Below are 19583 nucleotides of genomic sequence, written 5' to 3'. Positions count from 1 at the left end.
ACCACCGCTTCTCTCACGGCGCGGGTTCGTCGGCCGCCCGTGCCAGGCGCTCGGCGATGGCGGGGCGGTCGATCGCGGCAAGGAGGTGGCGCGCCACTACGGCACGTACGTCGCGATGTTGACGCGGTGTGTCCCAGGCAGCCACCAGGGCTTCGAACGCCGCGTCACCCGTGAGCGCGCCGAGGGCACGGACAGCTTCCTTGCGGGAACCGACGGGGGCGTCAACGGCGCAGGCCACGGGGGCGAGCAGGGCGACCGCCTCCGGGTCCGGTACCACCTCCAGGAGTCGGCGGACGGATGCCATGGCGGCCCGCCCCCGGACACCGCCCGTCCCGGCGTGCCGGAGCAGGATGTCCAGCAGGGGCTCGGTGGCGGGCGGTGCGCCGTGGTGAGCCGCACTGAGGACGTCCCCCAGCGCGCCAAGTGCCGCCGCGGCGACGGGCTGTGGAGCCGACTGAGCGAGTTCCGTGAGCAGCGCCGGTGCGCGCAGTTGCGCTGCCGCGTCGGCGCGGGTGCGCAGTGGAGCCAGCTCGTCGGCGGCCACGCGCGCGTGGTGTTCGTCCCAGGCGCGACGCTGTTCAGGCAACCAGCGGCCGGTCACACCGGGGTGCAGCCCAGCGGCCCAGGCGGTGGATCGGGGGCGTACCCGGCCTGTGAGCCCTTCTCGGGCGGCGAGCAGCACGGAGTCCAACAGGTCGGTACGCCGGGTGACGACGGTGCGCAGGATGACCGGCACCGCGGCGAACGAGGCGTCGCGGCCGACCAGTTCGGCGCACCGTCGCTCCCGCAGTCCCGTCGGCCCCGTCCAAGCGGCAGCCGCGCGGGCCGCGATGTCCGGGTCGTCGGACTCCAACGCCATGGCGCGCACCAGAGCGTCGAGTTCCGGCAGCGCGGTGAGGTGCGGTGCGAGGAGTTCCGCGAGGGCGGCGCGGAGGTCGGGGCGCCCCGGTGTGCCCGCCGGTGTCGCGGACCAGACGGCACGCGCCGCTTCCTCGCCGATGCGCAGCGGCGCGACGGGCCGACGGGAGCGTGGGTCGGACACGACGTGGCACAGCAATTCCGTGGGGTGGGCGGCCCGATCCAGCCTTCCGGTCGCCGCGGCGCTCTCGGCGGCGCGGCGGAGCAGCTGATCCGCCGCGGCCAGGGTGTGGGGGGTCGAGTCGCGGGACTGGACGGTGGTCAGCGCCGCGTCACGCAGGACCCGGTCGGGCAGCGCCGCGAGCAGATATGAGGGCGTGCCTGCGAGCTGCTGGAGCGCGGCCCTGCGTACCTCCTCCTGGTCGTGCCAGGCTCGCTCGCAGTCTCCGGCGATCCGCGCGAACTCGTCCGGGTCGCCTTCGAGTTCCGCACACGCGAGCAGCGCGGGCCAGGCCATCATGCGCTGGTGGATACGGTGCCGTCCCGCCATGTCGCGCAGTACCGGTTCTCCCAGGGCGAGCGGGAGCGCGACGGCCAGGCGGCTCGATGTCCACTCCTGACGCGACCAGCGCTCCACCCAGGGCATGACAAGCGCCGCTCTGTCGGCCGGCGCCAGGGCCGCGAGTGCGGCAACGGGGAGGCTGCGCACCGAGCGGCGACGGGCCGTGCGTTCCTCGACCAGGCGGCGGCGTTCCGGTGCGGGCAGCAGCACCAGCAGGCCGTCCGGCTCGATGTCGTGACGCCCCGGCCCGCGGTCCCGTGGCTGCGTCACGGGGCAGCGACGGGCGAGGTCCACCAAGTCCGCGGGCGGGAGTTCACGCAGGGCACGCCGTGTGGCGGGCGGCAGCGTCCCGGATGAGAGCCGTAGTTCGCGGGGCGAGCCGTCCTGGTTCGGCGGGGCCGCGCGCAGGGTCTCGAGGACACGGGCGGGATGGCGCAGCAGCGTGCGGGCCGCTCGCGGCGTCAGGAGATCCGGGGCTCGTTCCAGGAGCAGCAGTCCGGCCTCCGGGTCGCGTTCCGCGGCCACGCTCGCGACCGCGCGGTTGCGGCCCGTGAAGCGGTGGCGGTCACGGTTGGCGCGGCTCTCGCCGCGGGTGACCAGCAGGTGGGCCACGGCGAGCGGTGCGGTGCGGGTCAACGCGGTCAGTACGCCCGCAGGCGGATCGAGTCGGGGCAGCCACGCGCCGACCGTCTCGGCGGGGCAGGCGGGCAGCAGTTGGGAGGCGTCACGGGCTCCGAAGCGTTCGTAGACCTCTGGCAGCAGGCGTGCGGCGAGGGTGCGACGGCGGCTCAGGCGCAGGACGCGGTAGGTCTCGTGCCTCGCCGCTCCGATGTCGCTCAACGCGAGTTGTTCCAGGGCCGCTTCCGGCACGGGGAGGCGGATGGCGGCAGAGAGGGCCCGGCGGCGCAGGAGGGGGTCGGTCAGGGCCTCGGCGACAGTGTCGACGTCGCGCCGGGTGACGGCGAGGAAGAGGCCGGTATGGCGTTCGTCAGGGGTGCCGGCGGCGAGGGCGTCGCGGAGTGTTCCGTACGCGTCGGTGGTGAGCGCGCGGGCGTAGCGGGCCAGGGCGCTCATACGGGCCGGGAACGGCAGTGGGTCGAAGTGTGCCTTCAGCCAGGCCGACGTCAGCGGCGCGGGAGTGGGCTGAGGCTGGGGGGACGGCGTCTGCGACGCCTCGTATGCGGCCATCAGCGATCACCGAGGGATCGCTGGGCCTCCTTTCGGGAAGTCATGTGCGCCATGGTCTTCGCCGAACTGCTGGGGCGCAACGGGTTTTCCGCTCGCGGAGCCGCCCTGGAGCAGGACCGCGAGCGGAGCAGCCGTCAGCCCCCGCGCGCCGAGCGTCCGCCCACCGGGGTGGCGCCCCCATCGGGGTGCCCGGTCAGTGGCCCAGCTCCTTGCGTGAGACGCGACGCAGCCTGCGCCGCTGTCCGGGGTCGAGGGTCAGATAGGCCGCCGCCGGCACCCCGAGCACGATCAGAAGGGCGGCCCACCAGGGCAGCCAGATCAACAGGATGATGCCGGCCGCCACACCTCCTGCGGCGATCTTCGCGTTCTTCGACATGTGCGTCGCCTCCTTCGCGGCTGCTGCCGCTCTCTGTCTTGAGAAACGGGATCGGGCCGCCCACAGTTCCAGTCTGCTCCCCTGATAGACCCCTGAGGAGCGACCCTGACACAACCCTGAGGCGCGCCGCGTGTCCGCGCTGCTACTCGACCCTCAGCGGTTCGCCGACCTCGTACATGTGGCGCAGTACCTGCCGGTAGGAGTCGATGAATCCGGCCTCCGTGTACGGCATGCCCAGCTCGGCGCAGTGTGCGCGGACCAGGGGCTGAACGCGCCGCAGGCTGGGACGGGGCAGGCTCGGGAACAGGTGGTGCTCGATCTGGTAGTTGAGTCCGCCCAGGAACCAGTCGGTCAGCACGCTGCCGCGGATGTTGCGCGAGGTGAGGACCTGGCGGCTGAGGTGGCCCCAGCGCTCTCCGTCGGGGTCGGGCATCTCCATGCCCTTGTGATTGGGCGCGAAGGCCAGTCCGAGGTGCAGGCCGAAGAGCGCCTGATGGATGGCGGCGAACACAAGGGCGTGGCCCACCGGCATGGTAACGAGGAGGAGGGTCACGTATCCGACGAGGTGGGCCACCAGGAGAAGGCCCTCCAGCACGCGTTCGCGGGGGCCCTGGCGGCGCAGATCCTGGAAGCCGTAGATCTTCATGGCGATGCCCTGGAGGAGCGTCAGCGGGAAGAACAGCCAGGCCTGGTTGCGGGTGAGCCAGCGCCGGAAGCCCAGGCGGACCTTGGCCTGCTTACTGGTCCAGACGAGGATGTTCGCGGCGACGTCGGGATCTTTGTCCAGGTGGTTGGGGTTGGCGTGGTGCCGGTTGTGCTTGTCGTTCCACCAGGCGGAGCTCATGCCGAGGAGGAGGTTCCCGTGGATGAGGCCGATGGCGCGGCTCACACCGCGGTCGCCGGTGATCTGGGAGTGCCCCGCGTCATGGCCTATGAACGCCGTCCGGGCGCACAGGGCGGCCAGGACGGGCGCGAGGAACAGAACCCACCAGGAGCCTCCGATGAGGAACATGCCCGTCGCCACGGCGGCCAGTGCCACGGTGTTGATCACGATGGTGCGGGCGTACCAGCCGGTGCGGCGGCCCAGGAGCCCCTGCTCCTTGACTGCGCGCAGGAGAGGCGCGAAGTCGCTTCCGGCGGGCTGCCTTGTGGTGGTGCCTGGGGAACGCTCCGCGACTGCGGCGACGGCCTGGGACATGGTGAGGTCTCCGGTCTCTGACTGGATCGGGCTGACGCGACACAACGTATGAGCCGGTGACCTGGGGCAACCATGGCGCCTTCACCCGTCTTGGAAGGGGGCCAGCACCGTCTGGAAGGGGGGCTAAGTACACCACGGGAGCGGCGTGATGTGGATCACTCCTTGATCGCTCACACCTCAAGCTGGACGTGCTGTACCCTCGGCGACTCCGGTCCTAGTAGTCAAGTTTGAGGAATGCGCCATCGCCGTGCCCAGGCCCCCTGCCGCGTCACCTTCCGAGATCTCTGAACTGTCCCGCTGTTCTGTGCTGTTCGTATCCGCCGACCCGGCGCGTATGGCCCGGGTCGCCTTCTGGAACCCCGACGGGGACGCGCCGCCCGCCTGCTCCGCGGGCACCGTCGAGGAACTGACCATCACCGTGCCCGGCGACGACGGAGCACGGCTCAGCGACGTGTCGGCGGTGGTGCTCCCGGTACGCGCGGCGCTGCCGGTCCTGACACGCGCGCGTGCCACCGCGGAGGCCCACCCGACGGCCGCGTTCTGGGGAGCGGCGGGGTTGCTCGCGCTGCAACTCGCCGCGCGAGGGCTGCTGTTGCCCGGACTGACGCCGAGTGATCACGACGCATGGCGCGCCGGCCCGCTCGGCGCCGACGATCTGCGACGCCTGCGCGACCTCGCCGCCGCGATGCCCCCCGCCGCGCACGCCCTTCCGCTGGACGGCACCGAGCCTCTGCGGCTGCCCGAACCCGAGCGGCTGCTGCGCCAGTTCCTGGACGCCGTGGCCGATACGCTGCCGCGCTCCCCCGCCGCGACGCTGGCAGCGGGCGCTCCGGCCTTCGCCTCTCCGCAGCCCCAGCACATTCCCGAGCAGCGCCTCTGGGCCACCGATGTCGCCGCCGGGCACGACGCCGGCGTACGTATCTCGCTGCGCGTCGAGGTGCCCGGCCTGATGTCGGACACCTCCGACGGGGCCCGGCTGCCGTTCCGCGCCGTACTGCAGATGCACAGCGTCAGCGACCCCTCGCTCGTCGCGGACGCGGCCGAGGCGTGGGCCGGTTCGGGTGCCTCGGGGCAGGCCTTCGGGCCACGGTCACGGATGGACGCACTGCTCGCGCTGCGTCGCGCCACGCGCGCGTGGCCGCCGCTCGCCCCGCTCCTCTCGGCCACCGTCCCCGATGCGATCGAGCTCGCCGACGAAGAGGTCACCTCGCTCCTGGGCGAGGGCTCCCGCATGCTCGCCACCGCGGGTGTCGAGGTGCACTGGCCCAGGGAGCTGGCGCGCAATCTGACCGCCCGCGCGGTCATCGGCCCGCCCGACGACGAAGAGAAGGAGCCGGACAAGCTGTCGTCGGACACGCCGTCGTACCTCTCCGCCGACGCGTTGCTCACCTTCAACTGGCGGTTCGCGCTGGGCGGTCAGCAACTGTCCCGCGAGGAACTCGACCGTCTCGCCGAAGCCAACCGCCCCGTGGTGCGCCTGCGCGACCAGTGGGTGCTCATCGACCCCGAAGAGGCGCGGCGCGCTCGCGGGCACCAGGACCACAAGGTCACGCCGATCGACGCCCTGAGCGCCGTTCTGACGGGCACCACGGAGGTGGCGGGGCACCGCGTGGACGTCCAGCCGACGGGCTGGCTCGCCACGTTGCGTGAACGCCTCGCTGACCCCGAGGGCATGGAGCCCGTCGGTCAGCCCGAGGCGCTCGCCGCCAACCTGCGCGACTACCAGCTGCGCGGCCTGAACTGGCTGGCCCTGATGACCTCCCTGGGCCTGGGTGGCTGCCTCGCGGACGACATGGGTCTCGGCAAGACGATCACGCTCATCTCCCTGCATCTGCACCGGCAGACGGACAGCGAGTCAGCAGGACCCACCCTCGTCGTCTGCCCCACGTCCCTCATGGGCAACTGGCAGCGCGAAATCGAGAAGTTCGCCCCCGGCACCCGCGTACGCCGCTTCCACGGCGCTCAGCGCAGCCTGGAGGACCTCGCCGACGGGGAGTTCGTGCTCACGACGTACGGCACGATGCGCCTCGACGCGGGCAACCTGGCCCAGACGCCTTGGGGGATGGTCGTCGCCGACGAGGCCCAGCACGTCAAGAACCCGTACTCGGCCACAGCCAAACAGCTGCGCACCATCGGCGCACGCGCGCGCGTGGCGCTGACCGGCACACCCGTGGAGAACAATCTCTCCGAGCTGTGGGCCATCCTCGACTGGACGACACCTGGCCTGCTCGGCAAGCTCGGCTCCTTCCGCACCCGCTACGCCCAGGCCGTCGAGAGTGGCAAGGACCCGGCAGCCGCCGAGCGGCTCGGCCAGCTCGTACGCCCCTTCCTGCTGCGCAGGCGCAAGTCCGACCCGGGCATCGCGCCCGAACTGCCGCCCAAGACGGAGACCGACCGGGCCGTGTCCCTCACCACGGAGCAGACGGGCCTCTACGAAGCCGTGGTGCGCGAGACGCTCGCGGAGATCTCCGGCGCCGACGGCTTCGCCCGCCGAGGCCTGATCGTCAAGCTCCTCACCGGGCTCAAGCAGATCTGCAACCACCCCGCGCAGTACCTCAAGGAGGACAAGCCGCGGATCGAGGGCCGTTCCGGAAAGCTGGAACTCCTCGACGAGCTGCTCGACACGATCCTCTCCGAAGACGCGAGCGTGCTCATCTTCACGCAGTACGTCCAGATGGCGCGCCTCATCGAGAAACACCTGGCAGCCCGCGGCACCCCGTCCCAGTTCCTGCACGGCGGGACGCCCATCGCGACGCGCGAGGCGATGGTGGAGCGCTTCCAGGACGGCGAAGTGCCCGTCTTCCTGCTGTCGTTGAAGGCGGCGGGGACCGGGCTGAATCTGACGCGGGCCGAGCACGTCGTGCACTACGACCGCTGGTGGAACCCCGCCGTCGAGGCGCAGGCCACCGACCGGGCGTACCGCATCGGGCAGACGCAGCCGGTACAGGTGCACCGGCTGATCGCGGAGGGGACGATCGAGGACCGCATCGCCGACATGCTGCTGCGCAAGCGGGAGTTGGCGGACGCGGTCCTCGGTTCCGGCGAGGCGGCACTGACGGAACTCACCGACGCCGAACTGTCGGATCTGGTGGAGCTGCGAGGGGGGACGCGATGAGCGACATGTACGACGAGTCGAACGGCGAGACACACACGGACGACGGTCACCGGGAGGGCGCGTACGAGCACGAGCGCACCTTCGCCGCGCTGCCGGCCACGCACGGGCGGGGGTTCGCGCAGAGCTGGTGGGGCCAGGCCTGGCTGAAAGCACTTGAGGACACGGCGCTGGACCTCCAGCAGTTGAAGGCCGGACGCAGGCTCGCGCGCGCGGGAGCCGTGGGCGCGGTCTCGGTGCGCCCCGGGCGGATCACCGCGGTCGTCCAGGACCGTGACGGCACCCCGCGCCGCTCCGACGTACTGCTGCAGCAGCTCAGCGAGGACGAGTGGGACCGCTTCCTGGGCATGGCCGTCGAGCGGGCCGGGCACATCGCGGCACTGCTCGACCGCGAGATGCCGCCGCACTTGGTGGAGGACGCGGCGGCAGCGGGTGTCGAACTCCTGCCCGGCATCGGAGACCTGGAGCCGGAGTGCGACTGCGACGCGTGGGACCACTGCGGGCACACCGCCGCGCTCTGCTACCAAGTGGCCCGGCTGCTCGACCAGGATCCTTTCGTGCTGTTCCTGATGCGTGGCCGTGCCGAGCGCGAACTGCTGGACGAGCTGCAAGTACGCAGCGTGACACAGGCGGAGGCCGAGGAGGCACCCGCGGAGGAGCAGGAGGGGCCCCAGGAGGGCGTGGACGCCGACGAGGCGTACGCGGAGGGAGCCATCCTGCCGCCGCTTCCCGGCCTCCCTCCGCTGCCGCCTGAGCCGGGCCTGCCGCCCTCCCTCGACACAGAGGCGGAGCCCGCGCCCGGTCTCGATGTGGCGGCACTCGAGTTCCTGGCAGCGCAGGCGGCCGTCGAGGCGCGCCGGATGCTGGCCGAGGCGCTCTCCCCCGGACACGAACGGCAGTCGGTCGAGCAGGAATTGACGCTGGACGAGGATGCCGTACGCCTGGCCGCCACGGCTCACGAGGCGGTGGCCGCGCGTCTCGCGACCGCCGCAGGCCGCGGCAGGGACGGGCTCGCGCTGGCCGTGCGGGCCTGGGAGTACGGAGGTCCGGCCGCGCTCTCCGTCCTGGAGGAGGAGTGGACTCCTGAGGCGGACGCGATGGCACGCGCGCGTGCGGCGTTGGACGCGGCATGGGACGAGGGCGAGCGGCCACGGCTGCGCGCCGCCCGCAATCGCTGGACGGTGGTCGGGAGCGATGCCCAGCTGCGGCACGGGACCGACGGCCGCTGGTGGCCCTACCGCAAGGAGCGCGGACGCTGGGCCCCGGCGGGCCCGCCGGCCCACGACCCCGCGACGGCACTGGCCGTCGTGACCAACGGCGAATAGGTCAGGCCGACTTGGTGCGGGCCGTTCCGCGCGCCCGCACCAAGCCAGAGGAGGCCCGGCCCCGACCGCGACCGCGACCGCGACCGCGCCCCGGAGGCGTTCACGCCCCATCGCGTTCACGCCACCCAGGCGCAGCCTCATGGCCCGAATGCGCTCGGCGGGCACCGGCGTATCCACGCCACTCGTACACACGCCGGGAACACTGGCGCGTGCACTCCCCCTGCCAAGCGATTGAGCGCGGGCATGACATCCGAGAGTGTGGATCACGCCGGTTCGAGTGTGGATCACGCCGGTTCAGGGGGCGCCGACCGCGACTGGCCACCCCCTCCCGCAGGGCCCCGGAGTCATCGACCGTCAGCGCGATCTACGCGAAGGGGGACGACAAGGGCAACGAGCCCAACTGCTGCTGACCGGCCTGCGGGTGACGGCGGCGCCTCCTGCCCCTCGCGGGAGGCGCCGTCAGCATGCCCCCTCACGTTCACCTTTCCGCCTCCCTGTGTTCGCGGCGACGGCAAAGTCTGATCGCTGTCACCGATCACTCGCGCCCCAGGAGGCACTCATGTCCCCGCACGCCGCCCGTCAGCGTCGCGTCCGCCGTTCCCTCGCCGTGGGTGTGCCGTTCGCCGTGCTCGCCGCGATCGCGGTGACCGGGACCGCCACGGGCGCTCAGACCGGCGGCAAGGAGAAGGCGCCCCGGATCACCTCGACCGCGACACTGGGCGACATCCCTCTGGGCACGTTCAGCGACTCCCTGCTGCCCGGGACGGTGGGCGACGACCGCGGTGTGGATCTCGGCGGCATCGGCAGCGACATCTATCCGGCTGGACGCAAGGGCGAGTTCTGGACGGTCACCGACCGCGGGCCCAACGGCCAGATCAAGGTGGACGGCAAGAAGCGGCGCACCTTCCCTGTGCCCGGTTTCGATCCGGCGATCGTGAAGGTCCGCGTCTCCGGTGACACCGTGAAGGTCATCGACGCGCGCCCGCTGACGACCTCCTCCGGGAAGCCCGTCACCGGACTGTCCAACCAGAAGGGGCGCGATGAGGCGCCGTACACCTACGACGCGAAGACGGCGCTGACGTACGACCCGAACGGCCTGGACACCGAGGGCATCGTGCGGGCGCCCGACGGCAGCTTCTGGCTGGTCGACGAGTACGGGCCCTCGCTCGTCCACGTCTCCGCGCGCGGGAAGGTGCTCAAGCGCTACGTCCCCCAGGGGCTGAAGCCGGCAGGCGCCGACTACCCGGTCGTCGAGTCGCTGCCGGGCATCCTGCTGCACCGCAAGGGCAATCGCGGCTTCGAAGGGCTCGCCCAACTCCCCGGCGGAGACCTGGTCATGGCGGTCCAGAGCCCGCTGTCCCTCCCTGACGAGGACGCGGGTGACGCATCGCGGACGACGCGGCTGCTGCGCTTCTCACCGAAGAAGCAGGCGGTCACCGCCGAGTACGCGTACCGCTTCGACGCGGTGGGGGTCGTCGACCCGGGCGAGGACGACACGTCCGAGCTGAAGATCTCCTCCGTGGTGGCCGTCGGCCGTGACCGGCTCCTCGTCGAGGAGCGCACCGACAAGGCCGCGCGCCTGCAGACGGTGAAGCTGGACCGCGGCGCCGACATCCTCGGCGAGCGGTGGGACGACGACGCCACGAAGCCCTCCTTGGAGCAGCTCGACGATCCGGCGGCCTCCGGAGTGCCCGTCCTGAAGAAGCGTCTCCTGGTCGACCTGGGCGGCATCGACGGCGTACCCGACAAGATCGAAGGCGTGGCCCGCGTGAACGGTCACACCCTCGCCCTGATCAACGACAACGACTTCGGGATGACGGACGGGGCGGAGGCGTTCGACAAGGACGGTCGGCTGGTGGACAGCGACGTGGAGACCACGGTGACGTACGTGCGGCTGCCGAAGGGCCTCTGATCCCGCACCCGACGCCGCCTCCGGCCCTTCAGGGCCGGGGCAGGTCGACGAGGTAGTAGGGCACTTCGTTGTAGTAGGGCACTCCATTGTCCGCGACTGACGGGACCAGGGAGTCCAAGTCGCTCGGCAGGTCACTGGGCAAGTCCGAGGGCAGACCGCTGGGCAGGTTCGACGGCACCTCCGTCGGAAGCTCGGAGGGGATCTCCGACGGGATGCTCAGCGACGGGGTGGGCTTGCCGTCCGAACTCTCACTGCTCTCGGACGGGCCCTTCTTGTCACCGGAGCCATCACCACTGGTGGCGACCAGGACCACCGCGACGACGGCTCCGATCGCGACGATCACGGCAAGCAGGATGAACAGCCCGCCCCGCCGCCCTGACGGCCCTCCTGGCGGCGGCTGAGGCGGCCACCCGCCTCCGCCAGGGGGCACACCGCCGCCGCCCGGTGGTGGTCCGTACCCGTCACCCGGAGGACCCGGAGGCGGGCCATACCCTCCTCCAGGCGGGCCGAAGCCGCCATCGCCCGGAGGGGGTGCGTCACCCGGCGGAGGGGGAGGCGGCGGCGGTACGGGCGGCATGGCCATACCGTCAAGAGTCGCCTCGAAAGGGTCAAGATGCGACCCCTGTGCGGAAGTTGATGCGTCCGGAGTTGGAGCTTCCGGTCAGCCCCGCGCCCCCAGGAGGTGATCCATGGCCAGCTGGTCGAGGTGCTCGAAGGCCATGCCACGGTCCGCGGCGGCCGCCACGTCGAAGTCCTCGAAGGCCCCACGGTCGGCGAGCAGACCGGAGAGACCGTCCTCCGCGGTCGGCAGGGCCAGCTCGTCCAGACGGGAAGCACGCAGGGCTTCCTGGACCTCCGGGTCGGCACGGAACGCGGCCGCACGCTCCCGAAGGATCAGATAGTTGCGCATGCATCCGGACGCCGACGCCCACACGCCCGCGTAGTCCTCCGTACGCGGCGGCTTGAAATCGAAGTGGCGCGGCCCCACATAACCGCCCCTCTCCAGGAGGTCGACCAGCCAGAAGGCGCTCCGCAGGTCGCCCGCCCCGAAGCGCAGGTCCTGGTCGTACTTGATGCCGGTCTGGCCATTGAGGTCGATGTGGAAGAGCTTGCCCGCCCACAGGGCTTGGGCGATGGAGTGCGGGAAGTTGAGGCCGGCCATCTGCTCATGGCCCACTTCGGGGTTGACGCCGAACAGTTCGGGGCGCTCCAGGCGCTCGATAAAGGCCAGGGCGTGCCCGACGGTGGGCAGCAGGATGTCTCCGCGCGGCTCGTTCGGCTTGGGCTCGATCGCGAAACGCAGGTCGTATCCCTGCTCCGTGACGTAGTCGCCGAGCAGGTCGAAGGCTTCCTTCATGCGGTCGAGAGCGACGCGTACATCCTTCGCCGCACCGGACTCCGCACCTTCCCTTCCGCCCCACGCGACGTAGGTGCGCGCGCCCAGTTCCACCGCGAGGTCGATGTTGCGGATCGTCTTGCGCAGCGCGTAGCGGCGCACGTCCCGGTCGTTGGCGGTGAACGCGCCGTCCTTGAAGACGGGGTGCGTGAAGAGGTTCGTGGTCGCCATCGGCACGACGAGGCCCGTCGCGTCGAGCGCCTGGCGGAAGCGCTTGATGTGCGACTCGCGCGCGGTGTCCGAGGCACCGAAGGGGATCAGGTCGTCGTCGTGGAAAGTCACTCCGTAGGCACCCAGTTCGGCCAGGTGGCGTACGGAGTCGGCCGGGTCGATGGCCGCCCTGGTCGCGTCGCCGAACGGGTCCCTTCCCTGCCAGCCGACGGTCCACAGGCCGAAGGTGAACTTGTCCTCAGGAGTGGGCTGGTACGTCATGTGCGGCTCCCTGGGTGACTGGTGCACGGCTGCGCGGCCGACCCGGGCACGGTCGTGTGCCCGTTGAGGTGCGACTGCCGCGACTATTTCGTCATGGCGCTTAACAAATTAGTATCCGGAGGCATCCCTGGGAAGGTCGGACGGAAAGAAGTCCGGGCGTGCCCGGAAAGAGCCGCGGGAACGGAGACCCCCGATGTCATCAGCGCCAGCAGCCGACGGACCCCTCGTCGTCGGCGTGGACAGCTCCACGCAGTCCACCAAGGTCCTGGTCGTCGACGCCGCCACGGGCAGAGTGGTGGCCAGCGGTCAGGCCCCGCACAGCGTCAGCTCGGGGGCCGCCCGCGAGAGCGACCCCGAGGAGTGGTGGAACGCGCTGCGCACGGCCCTCGACCAGTGCGGCGAAGCGGCACGCGAGGCCGCCGCGGTGTCGGTCGGCGGCCAGCAGCACGGGCTCGTCACGCTGGATGCGCAGTCCAGGCCGGTGCGGCCCGCGCTGCTGTGGAACGACGTCCGCTCGGCGACGCAGGCCCGCTCGCTGGTGGACCGCCTGGGGGGCCCAAAAGCGTGGGCCGAACGCGTCGGCATCGTGCCGGGGCCCTCCTTCACGGTGACCAAGTGGGCCTGGCTCAACGAGCACGAACCCGAGGCGGCCCGGGCCACAGCGGCCGTACGACTCCCCCACGACTACCTCACCGAACGCCTCACCGGATCCGGCACGACCGACCGGGGTGACGCCTCCGGTACGGGCTGGTGGGCGTCAGGGACGGAGGCGTACGACGAAGAGATCCTGGGACTCGTAGGCCTGGACCCCGAGCTCCTTCCACGCGTGGTCCGCCCCGGTGAGGTCGCCGGCACCGTGCGCGGAAGCGGCGAACTGCCCTTCTCCAAAGGCACGCTGGTCGCCCCCGGAACCGGCGACAACGCGGCGGCGGCGCTCGGGCTAGGGCTGCGCCCCGGCACCCCGGTGCTCAGCCTGGGCACGTCGGGCACCGTGTACGCGGTCTCCAGGCGGCGCCCAGCGGATCCGACGGGGACGGTGGCCGGCTTCGCCGACGCGCGCGGCGACTGGCTGCCGCTGGCCTGCACTCTCAACTGCACGCTGGCCGTGGACCGGGTGGCCGCCCTGTTGAGCCTCGATCGTGAGGCGGTGGAGCCGGGCGGCGCTGTCACCCTGCTGCCCTATCTGGACGGCGAGCGCACCCCTGACCTGCCGCACGCCTCGGGGCTGCTGCACGGGCTGCGGCACGACACGACTCCCGGGCAGCTGCTGCAGGCGGCCTACGACGGAGCCGTGCACTCGCTGCTCGGCGCCCTTGATCTGGTCCTGGACGCGGACGCGGACCGCTCGGTCCCACTTCTGCTCATCGGCGGCGGGGCGCGGGGCACGGCCTGGCAGGACACCGTGCGGCGACTGTCCGGACGTCCCGTTCAGGTGCCCGAGGCCCGGGAACTGGTCGCGCTCGGCGCCGCCGCACAGGCGGCGGGCCTCCTCACGGGCGAGGACCCGGCGGCTGTCGCGCGCCGCTGGGGTACGGCGGAGGGGCCCGTGCTGCCCCCTGTGGAGCGGGATGAATCGGCGCTCGCCCGCATCGCCGAGGTAGTCTCCGACGCGGCGCCGCTGCTCGGAAGCGCGGGCCACGAGGACGCACGGCCATGAGGACGGAAGAACGGGGGCTGGCGGCGGCATGACCGCACCACCGCACGATGCGCGCCGGGGCACGTCCGGAGCCCCGCTGCCCGACACCCAGCGGGGGATGCGCCGCCGCAACCTGTCGCGCGTCATGCACGCCGTAGCGGCGCACGGGCCACTGTCCCGTGCCGCCGTGGCCACCCGGATCGGTCTGACGCGGGCCGCCGTCTCCACCCTGGTGGACGAGTTGATCCGCTCCGGGCTCCTGGACGAGCTTGGCCCCGAGCGCCCCGGCAAGGTGGGACGCCCCGGCTCCGCGCTGGCGGTCAGCAGAAGCGGCCCGGCCGGCATCGGCGCCGAAGTGGGCGTGGACCATCTCTCGGTGTGCGCGGTCGACCTGCGCGGAGAGGTACGCGCGCGTGCCGTGCGACAGGGCGACAACCGGGGGCGCGCCCCCGAGCCGGTCCTCAAGGAACTCATCGCGCTGGTGCGGCAGGTGAGCAGCGAGGCCCGTCTGGCAGGACTCCGTCCGGCGGGACTGGCCGTCGCTGTCCCCGGGCTCGTCGCCCGCGGCACAGGGACAGTGGTCCGTGCTCCCAACCTCGACTGGAACGACGTCGACCTCAGTGCACTTCTGCCGGACAGGCTGCCGCTGACGGTGGACAACGAAGCCAACTTCGGCGCACTGGCCGAGCTGTGGCTCGGCGACGAGGTGCCGCAGGACTTCCTCCACGTCTCGGCGGAGATCGGCATCGGTGCGGCTCTGGTCGTCGACGGACGGCTGCTGCGCGGGACGCGTGGCTTCGCCGGCGAGCTGGGGCATGTGCCGGTGTGGCCGGACGGCCCTGCGTGCCCGTGTGGCGGCCGTGGCTGCCTGGAGCAGTACGCGGGCGAGGAGGCGGTGTTGCGCGCGGCCGGCCTTGACCCTGGTGCGGACCGCGTCGGACTGCTCGCGGAGCGCGCCGCGCAGGCCGACGAGCACGTACGAAGGGCGCTGCACGGCGCCGGGGCCGCCCTGGGCATCGCGCTCACCGGTGCGGTGAATCTGCTGGATCCGCGCTCGGTGGTGCTCGGCGGCGCCCTGTCGCGGCTCGCGCCGTGGCTGCTCCCGTCACTGGAAGTCGAGTTGGGGCGCCGCACGGCGGGCACGGGGTGCGATGTCGCTGCCTCCGGGCTGGGGTCCGACGGCCCCTTGCTGGGGGCCGCGCACTCGGTCGTACGGGCGGTGCTCGATGATCCTGCGGGTGCGGCCGCGTAGCGTCGGCCTTCCACTCGGAGCGCACTACGTAGCTGCTCGGCCGCCTCCTTGCGGCCCGTTTTCGTGCGGCCCGTCCTCTTGCAGCACCTCCTTCCGGACCGACTCTTCCCGGCCATACGGACCGACTCTTCCCGGCCGCCTCCTTGTCAGCGCCACTGGGGTCCCCCGACGAAATGCACGTCGTACCTCTCGTGCAGCGCATCCATGCTGTCCCACCCCGCCTCACCTCGCGCAATGCGCCCCAACTGCCGGAAGTACCCGAACCGTTCAATCCCCGGGGTGAGCACGGCGAAGAACTCCGCCGGGCCGTCGGCCACCGCCCCGAAACCGTGCACCACGCCGGGCGGCACCACGATCAGACCGCCCTTGCCGACGGCCGTCAGGGTTCCGTCGAGCAGGAACTCCATCGTGCCGCCGAGCACGTAGAAGAGCTCGGTGGACAGGCGGTGGTGGTGCGGGCGCGTGCCGTCGGCGCCGGCGGGCAGGACGAGCCTGTTGGCCCCCAGGAGTCCGCAGGTCGCTCGGCTGTCCTCGAGCAACCGGAACTGGCCGCCTCCGGGGAGGGGCACTTCCTCCGCGTCTCGTTCGTGGACGATCAATGCTTGCGGGCTGCTGGGCACGTCGTACTCCTTCGGGCGCCGTGGTGGTCGTGAGCATCAGTTCATCGCGGGAACACGGCGCGTCCAAGAAGACGTTCATGAAGGCATTGATCACTTGCGCTGATGAATGCGCGGGGTCTGGTCCGGGTGTGGGAGGGGCGGGGACGACTGTGGAGCTACGGCAGCTCGAGTACTTCGTAGCGGTCGCGGACGAGGGCGGCTTCGGCCGGGCGGCCGCGCGGCTGCACGTCGTACAGGCTTCGGTGAGCCAGCAGATCGCCCGTCTCGAGCGGGAGTTGTGCGTACGCCTCTTCGATCGGACCACCCGTCGAGTGGGTCTGACAGCGGCCGGGGAGCGGCTGCTGCCGGAGGCGCGGGCCGCGCTCGCAGCCGCTGCCCACGTGGGTCACGTGGCCGCGGAGATCGTCTCCGGTGGGGAGGGTGTGCTGCGGCTTGGCACTGCCCGGGCGTTCGCGGAGCGCGTGCACCCGGCCCTCGACGTGCTGGCGGAGCGCGTTCCGAGCCTTCGGGTCCGGTTGGTCCAGGATGCCCGGGAGCGGCGTATCGAAGCACTACGGAGCGGCGAGTTGGATGCCGCGCTCGTCCGGGGCGACGGACCGATCCCGGGCCTTGCGGTGGTGCCGGTTTGGGACGATCCGCTGTTCGTTGCGTTGCCCGCGACGCATTCGCTGGCAACTCTCCCCCGACTCAAGTCGGCCGATCTCGCGGGCCTACCGCTGCGGTTGGCGCCGCGAGAGCGCAATCCCGCGTTTCACGACCTGGTGACGGGGTTGCTGCGGGACTCCGGCATCGATATCCCGGCCGGTCCGCACTTCACCACCTTGCAGGAGACTCTGACGGCGATCGCTACGGACTCCGCGAGCGGCGCGGAGTCCTGGACCGTCTTCGACCTCGTGGGTGAGCTGCCCCCGGCCCGCCGCATCGCCTTCCGGCCGCTGCTCGGCGCGCGCTCGACCGTCAGCCTCGCCATGCGGCCGGGGCCGCTGTCCCCCGCGATCCGGCAACTGCTCACGGCCCTGGAGCCCGCGCCGCGTGCCCAGTAGATCCTGCACTCCGTCCCCGTGGGTGACGGGGCTTGAGTCTCCAGTAGGGGGAGACGTGAAGGTGGGGGCATGAACGGCGACACGCTCTACTCGATCGGTGATCTGGCGCGGCGGACCGGACTGACGGTCAAGACCGTCCGGTTCTATTCCGACGCGGGGATCGTGCCGCCCGCCGACCGCAGCCCGGCCGGCTACCGCCTGTACGGCACCGATGCCGTCGCCCGCCTTGATCTCGTACGCACCCTGCGCGAACTGGGTCTTGACCTCTCCACGATCCGAAAGGTCGTGAACCGGGAGGTCTCGCTCCCCGAAGTCGCCGCTGCGCACGCGGACGCACTGGAGGTGCAGATCCGTGTGCTGCGCCTGAGGCGCGCGGTCCTGACGGCGGTGGCCAAGCGCGGGTCCACACCTGAGGAGTTGGATCTCATGCACAAACTGGCCAAGCTCTCCGAGGACGAACGTCAACATCTGATCGACGACTTCCTGGGCACCGTCTTCGACGTCCTGCATGACCACCCTGCCTTCGCGGCGGTCACGCGCTCCCTCACCCCCGAGCTCCCCGACGACCCCGACGCCGAGCAGGTCGAGGCATGGGTGGAGCTGGCCGAGCTGTTCCAGGATCCGGGGTTCCGCTCCACCATGCACGGCATGGCCAGAGATCTGGCGGCCGACCGCGCCCCGGACGACAGCACCGGTCTGCCCCGCACCCTCGCCGAGGCCTTCCGCGCGCAGGTCACCCCGGCCCTGGCGGCAGGCACCAGCCCCGGGTCGCCCGAAGCCGAGCGCATCGTCACAGCGCTCGCGACGCACTACGCACACATCCTCGGCCTCCCCGACGATGCCGACCTCCGGCGACGCCTGGTGACCCGCCTGGAGACCATGGACGACCCACGAAGAGACCGCTACCTGACGCTGCTCGCGGTGATCAACGGGTGGCCCGCGCCGGAGAGTCTGGCGCCGGTGCTCCACTGGACCATCCGGGCTCTGCACGCCCGAATGCCTCAGTAGCGGGCCGGTCAAGCCCGACCCGCTCCGCCGACCTCACCGAACCGACCGATGCCGTTCCGCGTCGATTTCTCTCCAGCTACGTGTTCCGGTATGTCGTTCCGGTGAACCGAGGGTCGCGATCGTGTGCCGCGGGCAGAATCGCGAGACTGTTCAGACCGGACAGAAACGACGGGAGAGGGGACAGCGATGGAGATGGACCGGCATGCCCACGTCCTGAGTGGCACCAGCGACGAAGCCGCGCGCCACTACGAGCAGGCGCTCGACGCGCTGTTGTTCTTCCGTGCGGAGGTTGCCGACGAGACGCAGGCGATGGTGGCGGCCTCACCGGATTCGGCGATGGCGCACATCTTCAGCGCCTATCTCGGGCTTCTCGGCACCGAGGAGAAGGACGCGGCCGACGCCCGGCGGTCCTTCGGGGCATTCCGGAGCGCTGTCGATCTTGCCGGGCTCTCACCGCGCGAGAAGATGCACGCGGCGGCTGCCGAGGCGTGGCTGGATGGGGACATGCTGCGTGCCGGCGGCATCCTCGGCGACATCAACACCGAGTTCCCTCGCGACGCCCTCGCCCTGGCCGTCGGTCACCAGATCGACTTCTTCACGGGCGACGCGCAGCGGCTGCGCGATCGGGTCGGTGGCGCGCTCTCCGCTTGGGACAGCGACGACCCGCACTTCGGCCCGCTCCTTGGGATGTACGCCTTCGGGCTTGAAGAGGCCGGGCACTACGGCCAGGCCGAGGAGATCGGGCTGAGGGCGGTCGAACGCCATCCGCGGGACGTGTGGGGCATCCATGCGGTCGTCCACACGTACGAGATGCGGGGGCTGTTCGGCGAGGGGATCCGCTATCTGGACGCGCGGACCGAGGACTGGGCCGACGGCAACTACCTGTCCGTGCACAACGCGTGGCACTACGCCCTGTACGCGTTGGAGGCGGGAAGCATCGAACGGGTCCTCGGCGTCTACGACAACACCCTCCACAACGAGGCGTCGCAGGCAATCGCCATGGAACTACTGGATGCCTCCGCCCTGTTGTGGCGGCTGCTCCTGTCCGACGTCGACGTCGAGCTCCGCTGGGCGGCGCTCGCCCAGGCGTGGGCCGGGCGCGAGGACGGCGCCCACTACGCTTTCAACGACGTCCATGCCGTGATGGCGTACGCCGGGGCCGGGCGACTCTCCGACGCCGAACGGCTGGTGAAGGACCGCGAGCAATGGCTCACCCGGACCGACCCCGCCGTGTCGAACCACGCCATGACACGCGACATCGGGATCCCGGTGTGCCGCGCCCTCATCGCCTACCGGCAGCGGCGGTACGCCCGCGTGGTCGAGTTGCTCGCCCCGATCCGGTACCACCTCAACTCCTTCGGCGGAAGCCACGCACAGCGCGACGCCATCCAGCGCACGCTGGTGGAGGCGGCCATCCGCTCCGGCCGGCACGACCTCGCGCGCACCTTGCTCAGCGAACGCATCAACCTGCGTCCCATCTGCCCCTACAACTGGCGGGCCCGCTCCCGACTGGCGGACCGGCTCGGAGACACGGCACAGGCTGCGACCGCCCGTGCCCGCGCCGAGGAACAGGCGGCTGTGGGTGCGGCTGCGTTGGAGGGCTGAGTACGGCTCGGCCGCCATTCCGACGTCCCCCACGCCCACGCCCCACACCCCACGCCACCC

14 protein-coding genes are annotated in these 19583 nt (G+C 71.5%); 8 read left to right on the top strand and 6 right to left on the bottom strand.

What is annotated here, in order from left to right; translation table 11 throughout:
* Window positions 1-13 precede the first annotated feature (13 nt).
* The 3 genes from ABD378_RS22105 to ABD378_RS22095 all read right to left on the bottom strand — a co-directional run bounded on the left by ABD378_RS22105 (window position 14) and on the right by ABD378_RS22095 (window position 4182).
* Window positions 14-2608, bottom strand: coding sequence for a hypothetical protein (locus ABD378_RS22105; RefSeq protein ID WP_344522784.1), 2595 nt, complete (start codon window positions 2606-2608; stop codon window positions 14-16).
* Window positions 2609-2801: 193 nt separating this feature from the next.
* The gene (locus tag ABD378_RS22100; protein ID WP_344522782.1) at window positions 2802-2984 is read right to left on the bottom strand and encodes a hypothetical protein; all 183 of its coding nucleotides are present in this window, start codon (window positions 2982-2984) and stop codon (window positions 2802-2804) included.
* Window positions 2985-3126: 142 nt separating this feature from the next.
* Entirely contained in the window at window positions 3127-4182 is a 1056-nt protein-coding gene (locus tag ABD378_RS22095) for a fatty acid desaturase family protein (protein WP_344522780.1), read from the bottom strand.
* Window positions 4183-4429: 247 nt separating this feature from the next.
* On the opposite strand from ABD378_RS22095, the gene ABD378_RS22090 reads away from it, so the two are divergent.
* The 3 genes from ABD378_RS22090 to ABD378_RS22080 all read left to right on the top strand — a co-directional run bounded on the left by ABD378_RS22090 (window position 4430) and on the right by ABD378_RS22080 (window position 10531).
* Window positions 4430-7297 carry a DEAD/DEAH box helicase gene (locus tag ABD378_RS22090; protein WP_344522778.1) on the top strand — a complete coding sequence of 956 codons (2868 nt, stop codon included), beginning with the start codon at window positions 4430-4432 and terminating at the stop codon, window positions 7295-7297.
* A complete protein-coding gene (locus ABD378_RS22085) occupies window positions 7294-8619 on the top strand; it encodes an SWIM zinc finger family protein (protein WP_344522776.1) in 1326 nt (441 codons plus the stop codon). Before ABD378_RS22090 ends, ABD378_RS22085 begins: the two co-directional genes overlap by 4 nt.
* A gap of 559 nt (window positions 8620-9178) precedes the next feature.
* Complete coding sequence (locus ABD378_RS22080) at window positions 9179-10531, top strand: esterase-like activity of phytase family protein (RefSeq protein WP_344522774.1); 1353 nt, start codon at window positions 9179-9181, stop codon at window positions 10529-10531.
* Window positions 10532-10559: 28 nt separating this feature from the next.
* Here the strand turns inward: ABD378_RS22080 and ABD378_RS22075 are convergent, their stop codons facing one another.
* Together ABD378_RS22075 and xylA are read right to left on the bottom strand one after the other, a co-directional pair.
* On the bottom strand, window positions 10560-10874 hold the full coding sequence (locus ABD378_RS22075) for a hypothetical protein (protein ID WP_344522772.1): 315 nt from the start codon (window positions 10872-10874) through the stop codon (window positions 10560-10562).
* A gap of 318 nt (window positions 10875-11192) precedes the next feature.
* On the bottom strand, window positions 11193-12359 hold the full coding sequence (gene xylA / locus ABD378_RS22070; protein ID WP_344522770.1) for a xylose isomerase: 1167 nt from the start codon (window positions 12357-12359) through the stop codon (window positions 11193-11195).
* Between the two features lie 193 nt (window positions 12360-12552).
* On the opposite strand from xylA, the gene xylB reads away from it, so the two are divergent.
* Together xylB and ABD378_RS22060 are read left to right on the top strand one after the other, a co-directional pair.
* Entirely contained in the window at window positions 12553-14016 is a 1464-nt protein-coding gene (gene xylB, locus ABD378_RS22065; RefSeq protein WP_344522768.1) for a xylulokinase, read from the top strand.
* A 28-nt stretch (window positions 14017-14044) separates the two neighbouring features.
* Window positions 14045-15247 (top strand): ROK family protein, encoded by a 1203-nt coding sequence (locus ABD378_RS22060; protein ID WP_344522766.1) that lies wholly within the window; start codon window positions 14045-14047, stop codon window positions 15245-15247.
* Between the two features lie 146 nt (window positions 15248-15393).
* On the opposite strand, the gene ABD378_RS22055 is transcribed toward ABD378_RS22060, so the two are convergent.
* A complete protein-coding gene (locus ABD378_RS22055; protein ID WP_344522764.1) occupies window positions 15394-15867 on the bottom strand; it encodes a cupin domain-containing protein in 474 nt (157 codons plus the stop codon).
* A 149-nt stretch (window positions 15868-16016) separates the two neighbouring features.
* Here ABD378_RS22055 and ABD378_RS22050 point away from each other — a divergent pair, with 149 nt between their 5' ends.
* The 3 genes from ABD378_RS22050 to ABD378_RS22040 all read left to right on the top strand — a co-directional run bounded on the left by ABD378_RS22050 (window position 16017) and on the right by ABD378_RS22040 (window position 19523).
* Entirely contained in the window at window positions 16017-16910 is an 894-nt protein-coding gene (locus tag ABD378_RS22050; RefSeq protein WP_344522762.1) for a LysR family transcriptional regulator, read from the top strand.
* Window positions 16911-16979: 69 nt separating this feature from the next.
* The gene (locus tag ABD378_RS22045) at window positions 16980-17918 is read left to right on the top strand and encodes a MerR family transcriptional regulator (RefSeq protein WP_344522760.1); all 939 of its coding nucleotides are present in this window, start codon (window positions 16980-16982) and stop codon (window positions 17916-17918) included.
* 186 nt (window positions 17919-18104) lie between these two features.
* A complete protein-coding gene (locus ABD378_RS22040; RefSeq protein WP_344522758.1) occupies window positions 18105-19523 on the top strand; it encodes a tetratricopeptide repeat protein in 1419 nt (472 codons plus the stop codon).
* The last annotated feature ends 60 nt before the right edge of the window (window positions 19524-19583 follow it).

It is taken from the genome of Streptomyces rectiviolaceus, from assembly GCF_039533825.1.
In the GTDB taxonomy this organism is placed as follows: Bacteria; Actinomycetota; Actinomycetes; order Streptomycetales; family Streptomycetaceae; genus Streptomyces; species Streptomyces rectiviolaceus.
Note: the sequence above shows the minus strand (reverse complement) of the source record. Positions and strands in the feature narration are given on the sequence as shown.